This window comes from Planktotalea sp. (assembly GCF_049680325.1).
GTDB lineage: Bacteria > Pseudomonadota > Alphaproteobacteria > Rhodobacterales > Rhodobacteraceae > Planktotalea.
The window spans coordinates 1-9,888 of the sequence record NZ_JBAUHO010000316.1; the positions used below are offsets into that span (position 1 = coordinate 1).

The window sequence follows — 9,888 nt, forward strand, 5'->3', positions numbered from 1 at the left end:
TCATTATCTCGATTTTAGTCCCTAACATCACCGCGTTGCCGCCGATCAACTAGTGCAGCGCCGATCATCTCGTTGCTGCTGAAGGGGGTTCTAGTGTTATCACCAAGAACCCGCAAGTGCTTTTTTCTTTCTTTTGTTCATTTTCCCAGTTTTTCTTTTAAATGTTTTAAATCAATGCCTTAGCCAGCCGCTCCTTTGCATGACCAGATCAGACCACCGTCTTCCGTTCAACGAATGTCTATATTTTGTGGCCTGCGGAAAAGACTCGGCCATATCCTGTAGCTACTGAGTCTTTCGGCGCGCAAGGTTTTCCATGACCGTTTTGCGCCCGAAGGCTTTTTTTAGTTCCGGCTTATGCATTTCAGCCAGAACTCTCAGTCTTGCCTGCTCGATTCCGATCGCTTTAGCGTTCTGCGCGACCCATGCTTGCCACAAGAAATCACCGTTGGTCCAATGGGCAGGATGCGGCCCGGCAAAGTCTTCAAGTGCCTGCGCATTCATTCCCTCCAGCTTTTCTCGCTGCGACGCGAGCTTGCTCTCAGCTTCTTTAAGCTCAGACAGCTTGGATACCTCCCGATCAAATGCGAGTGTCGCGAGCTTAGCCAATTGGGCCCATTTATGTGACACGAGAACTCCCTTTGCTTCGTTTCAGTGTCTCTGCAAAGCGGATTGCGACTGCGACAGCGGCATAGTGTTCGGGGCGCACCTCTTGCCCGATCTCCACAACAGCGAACAGCGCGCGCGCCGTTGGTGGATCTGAATGGATCGGAACCTTTGCATCCCGAGCGACAGAGCGCATGCGCATTGCAACCTCGTCCAAGCCCTTTGCCACACATACAGGTGCGCTGTTGCGCGACCCTTCCCATTTCAACGCCACCGCATAGTGAGTCGGGTTTACAATAATCACATCAGCAAAAGGCACATCTGCCATCATCTGGTTCAGCGCAATTTCCTGCGCCCGCCCCCTGCGCGCCTGTTTCAGATGCGGGTCGCCCTCGCTATCCTTCATCTCATCCCGCATTTCTTTGTGGGACATCCGGTTCTTGCGCTGATGTTCCAAAAGCTGCCAACCCAAGTCTATTGCAGCAATGACCGCTGCAATGAGAACTGCAAAGCTCAAAAAGGACTTCAATAAGGCAAACAGGATGAGTAACGCACCGCGCTCGCTTCCTGCGGACGCACCCACAATGCTGTCGAAATTCCATTTCAAGAACAAAGCAAGGCAGCTCGAATAAACCATAAGTTTGGTAAAGCTCTTGGCGAACTCGAACAGCCCACCACGTCCAAACTTGTTCTTTGCATTCTTAAAAGGAGAAATACGCGAAAGCTTGGGTTGCAGTTTGCTGGGCGTAAACAACAGCGCACGTTGCGCGATCAAGGCCAGAACGATCAGTACCGCAGGAATAGCGGCGAAGAGCGCGACGAACGAACCACCACTAAGGAGGAATGGCGCGAAATACCCGGAGCTGAATCCAAGCGGATTTCCATGCTCGAACGCACGCGTAAGCGCGCTTTGTAATGTCGTTCCAAGATCAGAGCCCGCCGCGCGCGCTGTGGCTATGAAAAACAACCAGACCCCAAAATACGACAAAGCGACATTAACGTCGTTTGAACGTGCGACTTCGCCCTTTTTGCGAGCGTCATCCAGTTTCTTCTGGGTCGGCTCGTGGCTCTTTTCTGAAGCATCATCCTGCTCTGACATCAGTGCAGCGCGCCGCTGTGTAGAAATTCGAACAAGGCAATCGCCCAGGTACGTAACATCAAGGGAAGCGCGATCGCCAACACAAACAAAGCGCCTGCCGTAATAACCGGAGCACCGACAAAAGCGACCATCAACTGCGGCATCGCCCGATTTATGACACCAAGCGTCAGATTATACAGAAGCGACAAAATGAAGAACGGTGCGGCAAGCGTGAAGGCAAGCCGAAAGCCCCATGCAATCTGCTTAACAACCGATTCCGCCATATCTGACATGAGCGGCAGTTGCCCAATTGGAAAGAGAACGTAGGATTCAATGAGATATCCAGCAGCACTGACATGAAGGCCAAGCGTCAAAGCCAAGGTAAAGCCTGCCATCGTTATGACGTGACCCATTGCTGGCATTGGCTCAACGCCAGCCGTGCCCAATATCTGTGAAAGAGAGGTTGATTGCGCAGCGATTGACCCCGCCGTTTGCAGGCAGAAAACAAATGCGCGTAACAGGATTCCGAACCACAGCCCGATTCCGATTTCCGACGCGATAAGTATGAAGATCTGCGTGCCCCTCAACTCAGTCGGCCCGACTTGCGGCACGATAGGAAAGAGCACCAGCGCCAAGCATATTGAAACGGCAAGCTTAACGCGCGCTGGAATCGATGCTTCCCCGATGGCGGGCAACAAAGCCACCAAGGCCGCGACGCGAAACAGCACTATCAGGAACCCGAGCGCAAGTGGTTGCCATAGCGCGGGTTCAAGCAAGTTCATGCCGCAGCAACCCCAACGATTGACGGCACGGCCTCAGTACCGATTTCCTCAAACGACAAAACAGGAGCCGTGATTCCGCGCGCAGATATAATCGTACGCAAGAACCTGCGCCTTTGGGTCGATGTCACGATCGCGGGGTGGATGCCGCGCTCTGTTTGCTCGGAGACTTGATCCGCAACCGACATAACCAATTTGCTAAACAGCTCGGGCGGAAGTGCGATGTTTGCAACGCCTTGCTCTGCGTCCAATTGGTAGGTGCTAAAGGTCTGCTCCCATTCAGGGGCAAGTTGGATGAGGGGAATCGTCCCATCGGCGCGCTTCAAGCCAGAGATCAGCTGGAAGCCAAGCGCCTGACGCACAAATTCACAGGTAGCTTCGGGACTACTATGTATCGGACGGGCCTTGGCGATTGTCTCAACAATAATCGGTAGATTTCGGATCGAAACCTGCTCGGCCAACAACAAACGCAGCACCGAATGCAACACATCCAGCGGGACTTTATCGGGCAACAATTCATCCAACAGGCGGCGGTTCGCTTCCGCGCGCTTGGGGTCGCTCAAGTTAACAAGTTCATCAAGCAAACGCTGCAAGGACTTAAAGGTAAGCAATCTGCTTAGATTTTTACGCAGGCATTCCAGTAAATGGGTTGCCAGGACTTCGCATGGCGAAACAACCGTTTGACCAGAAAGCGCAGCGCCTTCTTGTGCGTCGCGATCTATCCAAATGGCTGGCGCGCCATAGACCGGCTCTTGCACCACATCCGTGGATCGCGCGACATCACTGCCGTCCACAAGCGCAAGCATACGGCCCGGATGAAGCACACCTTTGGCTTGCTCGACACCATGGATGTTGATCCGATAACTGCCAGCGGGCAAACTGGAATCATCCGTTAGCCTTATCTCTGGCATCACCAGACCAAATTCCTGCGCCACATGGGTGCGCATATTCCGTATCCGCGCGTCGAGTCCCGTCCCCGGATCAAGCACCATTTCGACAAGATCAGGGGAAAACTGAACGTGGATATCATCCAGATCAAGGATGTCGGCCATCGTTTCTTCGCTTGCCTCGACCTCGTGCTCTTCCGTGACTGTCTCGCTTTGCTGCTGCTCCTGCTTTTGTTTTTTCTGCATATACCATGCAGCCGCGATCAACGTGACGCCGCCAAGCGAGAAAGGAACCAGAGGTAGGCCGGGAACCAACCCGAAAAGCAGCATTAGCAATCCTACCGTCAAAAGCGCAGCAGGGTGGCGCCCAAGTTGGGCGAACAAGGTAATGTCTGTCGAACCGATTGCCCCGCCACGGGCCAGAAGCAACGCCGCAGAGATAGAAATAATAACCGCTGGAATTTGTGAAACCAAACCATCGCCGACGGTTAGAATTGCATAAGTCTCAAATGCTTGCGAAAGCGGCATACCCTGCACAGCCGCCCCCATGATGAGGCCCATAACAAAGTTTAGAAGCGTAATAAGCAAGCCAGCGACCGCATCCCCCTTCACAAACTTTGACGCGCCATCGAGCGATCCGAAGAACGTGGTTTCTTGTTGATCGCGTTCACGGCGCGCTTTCGCCTCTGCATGGTCAATCGCCCCGGCCGACATATCGCTGTCAATCGCAAGCTGCTTGCCCGGCATAGCATCAAGTGCAAAGCGCGCGCCGACTTCGGCCATGCGCGTTGCGCCTTTGGTAATCACCATAAAATTTACGATCAACAGCACTCCAAAGACCACGAGGCCGAGAAACACGCTGCCACCCATGACAAAACTGGCAAAACCTTCGATAACGCCGCCAGCCGCGCCCGTCCCGGTATGACCCTGCCCGATGATCAGTTTCGTCGATGAAATATTGAGCGAAAGTCGCAGCATTAAGGACGCCAAAAGCACCGTCGGGAAGGAAGAAAAATCAAGCGGCCGCTCGACGAAAAGTGTGATCGTAAAGATTAAAATCGCGAGGCCGAATGAAATCGCAAGACCCAAATCCAAAATGAACGCGGGCATCGGTAAGATCATCATGACGATCACTGCCATAAGTGCGAGCGCCAACAAAATGGTAGGATTGAAACTTAACTTAACCATAACAAGCGAACCAATTTAGGGTCATGCGCGCGTCCTTCATTGAGATGTCTCCGGAACCAACGATCCGAGCCGCGCAGTCGCGGGTCTGGCAACAAGCAATGGATAGGAATTTCGTCGAACGCGCTTGGGCTGAACGTCTTGACGCGACGCGAGTTGAAGTGGTTCTGTCGCATCATCATAGTATTGTAGGAACTTTGCCTTATAGGCATTCGCTAACGCTTCGGTGCGCGAATGATACGCCCCAACTGCTTCAGTCCAGTCACCGAATTCCACGAACAGCGCCTCAAGAAATCGCGCAGCATATAGCGCATTGGCGCGCGGTGCGATCATCTCGTCCAAGCTGGAAAACTCCCTACCATGCCAATGGTAATTGAGCTGGAAACATCCAACATCAAACAGGCGTTCGCCATCCGCGATCAACCCTAGCGCGGCCTCTAGTAACTCGGCCTCACTGGCCAACCATTTCCCTTTGCCCCCGTGATTGATAGCCCAGGGCCACGGCTGCACTTTGTCATGAATCTTTCGCCCCGTTTCCACCTGCGTGATTGCAAGGAGAACTTTAAGAGGCACTTTCGTTTCATGCGCCGCAAACCGCGCTGCGCGAAAACACTCATCGGGCGGTGTCCCTGTTGCGCTTGCCGGGCTGGCCAAACAAATACCCATTGCAGAAAGCAAGCGCATCAAGATGCTCCGCCAAACGTAGCAGAGCAATGGCATTTCCAAACATCTAGGATACTTTAGCTGCATAACGTCGCTCGCTTTCATCGTTGCGAGCAGACTTAGGGTTAATAGCTTTACATTTGGTAACCGACGTCACGCATTTAGAAGCTGTAGCGCGATATTCTGCGATGAAAGGCTTTGGCCCTGGTTCAACTGATCCCTCAGCAGAAAACGATCGATCACATCATCTTTTATTTCGTCCTGGGCGAGGTCAGAAATCTCATCCGCGCCAAAAGCTGCCTGTGCTTTCGCCCGAAAAACCTCCAGTTGTTTGTCGATATCAAGTTGACCAAACGAGCTGGGCAATCCGAGGGCCGTTTCCATCACGGTCCGCAAAGGGGGATTGCCCATAACCAGGTACCATTTCGCGTCATTGCTGACATCTAGTTCGGCAATGCGGGTAAATTCCGTCTGCGCGTTGAGTGCAAGCCTCAGATTTGGCTGAGATTCTCCGACTGACAATGCAAATGCCTGCTGAGTGTAAAGCTCGGTTATGTCCTCCGCCGTGCTTGGCAAGACACCAACAAATCGGCTCAAACCATCTAAAGCAAAATCATTGGCAAGCCTTTTATACCTGCTATCTGCCATTCGATTGGCCAGCGCATCAGTATCTGTTGCGCCCTCTGTAAGAACCCTCTTGATAAAGTAGCGATTGTTTAGATCGTCCTGCAAACCATAGGCACCTAGCGCGACGCTAAGAACTTGGCGATCCGCGACAACGGCTTCGGCGGACGTCAATGACGATGCCTTTTGCTCAAAATGATCGGTCAGTCGGCTTTGTTCTGCGCTATTTGCGAACGCGCTCAACTGGTTTGGTAAAGTGCGTTGCAGGTTGCGCCATGCGACCAGGCCAGTTCCTAAAACAAACGGTTGAAACCCCATAGGAACACCTCAACTCCACGGATGCGCAAGAAGATTTCGCTCGACAGGCAGCAATGCCTTGAGCGACTTCATGGCATTGTAAAACTTGCCCTGAACCACCGAGCGCCGCGCAATCGATAGGTGCTCCTGACAGATTGGATCAGTCAGAATACGTGCGAGCTCTGAAATTTGACCCGCAATTTGTTCTGAAACGAGCTCAGGATCACTGCTTCCTGCCAAAATAAGCTGCAATTGATAACAAACCCTGCCCAAAGGTGTGTTCGCATGATCTGGATGAATGGCATCCTTCAAACGCAGAACATGTGCACTTGGTGTTATTATCGAAAACCGCGAGCGCCGAGCGCCGTTTTCCAGAACAGCGCCGTTGATCAACACCCGCTCCTTCGGCCCTAATTTGAGTACCAAACCCGCCATCTATCTTGTTCCTTTTAGGCCACGCAGGACCGCCACATTCAGTTCGATAAGACTTTCGATTCCCGCCTTGCCGCTCAGAATTTCAGTTGTTTGATGTCTCACAAAACCCGCCAAATAGAACAGTCGCGCTCGCAAGCCTGCCTCAAGCTGATTGCTTGGATCGGCAACCTGGGTTCCGATTTCGATCCAAAGTCGTTCGTTTTTGTTCAAGCTACTAACAAGCGCAGGAAAGTCGGCTTGATCGCTTCCGGTATGCTTGCTCAGGTCACGGGTGACCCCGAGAATCACCTCATATTCTAGATCTTTGGCGTTACGGGTGTGTTCACCCAGCGAAGTATATCGCTGCGCAGCGGTTAATGCGCTGTTCATTGGCCTGCCTCCTTAGGCAATCAGAGTATTGGAAATGAGAGCGCCATCTCTGGCGCTCTCAAAGGGCTGATTACCGGAAGAGTGACAAGAGACTCTGCGGTGCCTGATTTGCGATGGACAAGGCCTGCACACCAAGCTGTTGCTGAACTTGCAGCGCTTGCAGTTTGGCAGATGCTTCTTCCATATCCGCATCGACGAGTGAGCCAATGCCAGCAGTCAGCGAGTCCGTGAGCTTGGAGATAAAGTCGCTTTGTGTTGTGATACGACCCTCGGTAGAACCAAGCGAAGCCGCCGCGTTAATCGCCGTATCAATCAACGTTTCGATCGTACCCAAGGCAGTGTCGGCACCAAGTGCAGTCGAAACGTCAATGCTATCTAGCGCGCCAAGCCCACCAGAACCCGCATTCAAGAATTGGCCAGTCACCGCAAGGTCATCGCCGGCGTTGTTGGTGAAATCAAGTGTGCCCGGGCTGCCGCTGTCATAGTCTACGACAAGATCTTCAATACCCAGTGCATCAATCGCGTTCTTCAAGCCGACTGCAACCATATCAGATGGTGTTGTCGCAGCTTCGTCATCAGCCGTCACGGTATAGGATGCCGTCTGATCACCAATACGGATAACAACGCGATCGCCTTCGACAAAGGCCGCACCTGCACTGTCGTCAATGACAATATTGTCGTTGCCGCCGCCATTATCGAGCGAAAGCGCGACCGTATCACCATTGGCTGACGGCGTACCACCTGAGGAAGCAAAAATGTCATTGGCAACATAGCCGCCAACGGCAAGGTCTTGCCCGGTAACTTGAATTGTAGACGCGGTTACTGCTCCTGTTGCATCCCGATCAAGCGACGACAGGATATCGACGTTCCCTGAAACGCCGTTCACCAGATTCAAGCCATTGAACTGCGCAGCAGCGACGACAGATTCGATCTGATCACTTAGCGCAGTAACATCATCGTTGATCTTGGTGCGATCGACGTTGTCCTCTTGCGCAGCAACGATCTTGCCCTTCATCTCTGTCAACAGCTCTGTCACTGTTTCCGCAGCCTGACGCGCAACCGCAACTGTTGATTTACCAAGCGCAAGGCTGTCTGAAATCGCATTGAAGCCTTTTACATCAGACTCCATCACACGCGAAATCGCCCAAACCGCGGAATTGTCCGCAGACGAGGAAATCGACTTACCAGTCGCAATTTCGTTTTGAGTGCTTGCCAAACCCGAGTTGATCGATTTCAGCGTTTGCAACGCCACCATGGCGCTAGTGTTTGTCAAAATACTAGACATATATTTATCCTTTAGGCTTTGGCGCTTTGCGCCAATTTTCATTCCCCGCCCCCTATAGGACGGCCAAAAGGTCGTACTGACGATGCAAGAGCTGTTTTTAACAACCTTTGCGCCGCTCGGATCAACGAGCGCATCGATCTTTTGACAGGTGAAACCTAACGGAATCCTAAAGACAAACTTCCAAGTCCTTGTGTTTTAATTCTAATTTTCAACTACGTTTCGACAGGCTGCTACTTGGCTGCATTTTGACGAGGCTACTTTGGCCAGCCTCGTTATAGGTGCTCAAGCTTTGCGAAACATGCCTGATGTCCTTTGCACGAGTTATCGCAGAACGCATCCCTTTGATTGCGCTTTCGGCAAGGCGTTGGTTTCGATGCAGACGCGTTCGCAGCGGCGCAAGGGACGTCAATTCTGCGACCGACAGCGCCCCAAGAGCCTCTAACAAGGACACCTTTTGCGCAATAAGTTGTTCAAAGGACAACAGATCACCCGCAAGTAGCGCCGCATATTCACGCTCCAACAGCGCCTCCAACTCGGACGCAAGGCGACGATTGTCGCCCATCATGTTTGCTTCAGAATCGATTGGTCAAAGTAGGTCGCAAGGCCAAGCCCACCTGCGCGCACCATTTCGCGCGCCTGCGCTTCTCTTAGAAATGATGCGAATTGATCCTCTCCTGCACCGCCGCCGAAAGCGTCTGGCGTTTCTCCCACGCCCGCCGCTTTGAGCATTTCGGCAAGAAATACAGACTCGAGTTTCTGCCCGACGGTTAGGTCCTTGCTTTGCAAGGCCATTGGCGACGCCGTCGCAAGCGCATTGGGGACTAGTGGAACCATATCAATCTACCTTCGTTTTCGTTCGATTTGTTCGGAAATAGCGGGTTCCGGTAAACAACTGGTAACCGTTTTCGATTTAAGACAAGGCATCCAACCCCGGAGTTGAAATGATTTTGCCCCTTGATCTGATCGCGAACCGCTTGGCACCTTTGCCAGAAAACGCAGCGACGTTGATTGATGCGCATGTGAACGGCACGACCCAAACACGCATGAATGAAGCGACTTTCTTAAGTGTCATTGAAGCCTTGGAAACAGGTATTGTTGCCGACGCCCAGCTAGAACCCGAATTTGTTGAAGTCTTGCCTGAAAACCTTCAGGAAAAGTCTTTCGAGCAGGAGCAAGAACTGCCTTTAGCACCCGAAAATGAAAATGTTCCCCTGATGGCAGATCCTTTGCCAGAAAAGTCTGCAAACTCAGGAACGAAGCGAATTCTAAGAGAGGGGGAAACACTGAACGCCACACATTCTGGCGGCCCTCTTAATGCAAGCGCTGCACGCAAGTCTGGTCCTATGGCGCTACCAACGTCACCAGCCTTGAATGCAGGCTCCAATCCGCTTCTCTCAACCGATTATCATCCAGGCAAAGTCGGAAATGCCAAGCAGATTGCACAGATTGATCATCTTACGCAGTCAACGGCGATCAACGTCGTTTTGCCCCAAACCACGATTTCAACCGAAGGTGTCAAACCACTACTTTCTACAAGCATCGAACCATCGAATCGCATTGCGTCCGACGAAATTCGTGAGATGAATCGTGCGGTCGCGAACGAAGAGCGCCCTATTGCAAATGCCCCACTACACTCCGGGCCGCATGCGAATCTTGGTGCGATAAGCTTGGCCAGTATGAAGC

At 52.4% G+C, this 9,888-nt stretch carries 12 protein-coding genes; 1 reads left to right on the forward strand and 11 read right to left on the reverse strand.

From position 1 onward, the window contains the following. Nucleotides 1-282 precede the first annotated feature (282 nt). The 11 genes from WBC85_RS14345 to WBC85_RS14395 form a co-directional block, all read right to left on the reverse strand. Nucleotides 283-627, reverse strand: a complete 345-nt coding sequence (locus WBC85_RS14345) for a hypothetical protein (protein ID WP_424438634.1) — start codon at nucleotides 625-627, stop codon at nucleotides 283-285. Next, the gene (locus tag WBC85_RS14350) at nucleotides 617-1,702 is read right to left on the reverse strand and encodes an EscU/YscU/HrcU family type III secretion system export apparatus switch protein (RefSeq protein ID WP_424438637.1); all 1,086 of its coding nucleotides are present in this window, start codon (nucleotides 1,700-1,702) and stop codon (nucleotides 617-619) included. The genes WBC85_RS14345 and WBC85_RS14350 overlap by 11 nt, the downstream gene beginning before the upstream one ends. Continuing rightward, nucleotides 1,702-2,463, reverse strand: a complete 762-nt coding sequence (locus tag WBC85_RS14355) for a flagellar biosynthetic protein FliR (protein ID WP_424438640.1) — start codon at nucleotides 2,461-2,463, stop codon at nucleotides 1,702-1,704. Before WBC85_RS14355 ends, WBC85_RS14350 begins: the two co-directional genes overlap by 1 nt. After that, on the reverse strand, nucleotides 2,460-4,535 hold the full coding sequence (gene flhA, locus WBC85_RS14360; protein WP_424438643.1) for a flagellar biosynthesis protein FlhA: 2,076 nt from the start codon (nucleotides 4,533-4,535) through the stop codon (nucleotides 2,460-2,462). Before flhA ends, WBC85_RS14355 begins: the two co-directional genes overlap by 4 nt. 36 nt (nucleotides 4,536-4,571) lie before the next feature. Continuing rightward, on the reverse strand, nucleotides 4,572-5,216 hold the full coding sequence (locus tag WBC85_RS14365) for a lytic transglycosylase domain-containing protein (protein WP_424438646.1): 645 nt from the start codon (nucleotides 5,214-5,216) through the stop codon (nucleotides 4,572-4,574). Between the two features lie 132 nt (nucleotides 5,217-5,348). Continuing rightward, entirely contained in the window at nucleotides 5,349-5,927 is a 579-nt protein-coding gene (locus WBC85_RS14370; RefSeq protein WP_424438649.1) for a DUF1217 domain-containing protein, read from the reverse strand. Nucleotides 5,928-6,146: 219 nt separating this feature from the next. Continuing rightward, nucleotides 6,147-6,551, reverse strand: a complete 405-nt coding sequence (locus tag WBC85_RS14375) for a flagellar biosynthesis repressor FlbT (RefSeq protein WP_424438652.1) — start codon at nucleotides 6,549-6,551, stop codon at nucleotides 6,147-6,149. Further along, complete coding sequence (gene flaF, locus WBC85_RS14380) at nucleotides 6,552-6,920, reverse strand: flagellar biosynthesis regulator FlaF (protein WP_424438655.1); 369 nt, start codon at nucleotides 6,918-6,920, stop codon at nucleotides 6,552-6,554. A gap of 70 nt (nucleotides 6,921-6,990) precedes the next feature. Beyond that, nucleotides 6,991-8,205, reverse strand: a complete 1,215-nt coding sequence (locus WBC85_RS14385; RefSeq protein ID WP_424438658.1) for a flagellin — start codon at nucleotides 8,203-8,205, stop codon at nucleotides 6,991-6,993. 208 nt (nucleotides 8,206-8,413) lie between these two features. Then, entirely contained in the window at nucleotides 8,414-8,767 is a 354-nt protein-coding gene (locus tag WBC85_RS14390) for a hypothetical protein (RefSeq protein ID WP_424438661.1), read from the reverse strand. After that, nucleotides 8,767-9,039: a rod-binding protein gene (locus WBC85_RS14395; RefSeq protein WP_424438664.1), complete on the reverse strand. Its 273-nt coding sequence runs from the start codon at nucleotides 9,037-9,039 to the stop codon at nucleotides 8,767-8,769. The genes WBC85_RS14390 and WBC85_RS14395 overlap by 1 nt, the downstream gene beginning before the upstream one ends. Nucleotides 9,040-9,209: 170 nt before the next feature. Between WBC85_RS14395 and WBC85_RS14400 the strand changes: the two genes are divergently transcribed. Then, a partial coding sequence (locus tag WBC85_RS14400) for a hypothetical protein (protein WP_424438667.1) occupies nucleotides 9,210-9,888 on the forward strand: 679 nt, incomplete at its 3' end.

What these genes read in the sequence shown, in the direction of transcription:
- WBC85_RS14390 (WP_424438661.1), bottom strand. Translation starts at nt 8,767, where the DNA reads ATGGGCGACAATCGTCGCCTTGCGTCCGAGTTGGAGGCGCTGTTGGAG.
- flaF (WP_424438655.1), bottom strand. Translation starts at nt 6,920, where the DNA reads ATGAACAGCGCATTAACCGCTGCGCAGCGATATACTTCGCTGGGTGAA.
- WBC85_RS14350 (WP_424438637.1), bottom strand. Translation starts at nt 1,702, where the DNA reads ATGTCAGAGCAGGATGATGCTTCAGAAAAGAGCCACGAGCCGACCCAG.
- WBC85_RS14395 (WP_424438664.1), bottom strand. Translation starts at nt 9,039, where the DNA reads ATGGTTCCACTAGTCCCCAATGCGCTTGCGACGGCGTCGCCAATGGCC.
- WBC85_RS14355 (WP_424438640.1), bottom strand. Translation starts at nt 2,463, where the DNA reads ATGAACTTGCTTGAACCCGCGCTATGGCAACCACTTGCGCTCGGGTTC.
- WBC85_RS14375 (WP_424438652.1), bottom strand. Translation starts at nt 6,551, where the DNA reads ATGGCGGGTTTGGTACTCAAATTAGGGCCGAAGGAGCGGGTGTTGATC.
- WBC85_RS14365 (WP_424438646.1), bottom strand. Translation starts at nt 5,216, where the DNA reads ATGCGCTTGCTTTCTGCAATGGGTATTTGTTTGGCCAGCCCGGCAAGC.
- WBC85_RS14385 (WP_424438658.1), bottom strand. Translation starts at nt 8,205, where the DNA reads ATGTCTAGTATTTTGACAAACACTAGCGCCATGGTGGCGTTGCAAACG.
- flhA (WP_424438643.1), bottom strand. Translation starts at nt 4,535, where the DNA reads ATGGTTAAGTTAAGTTTCAATCCTACCATTTTGTTGGCGCTCGCACTT.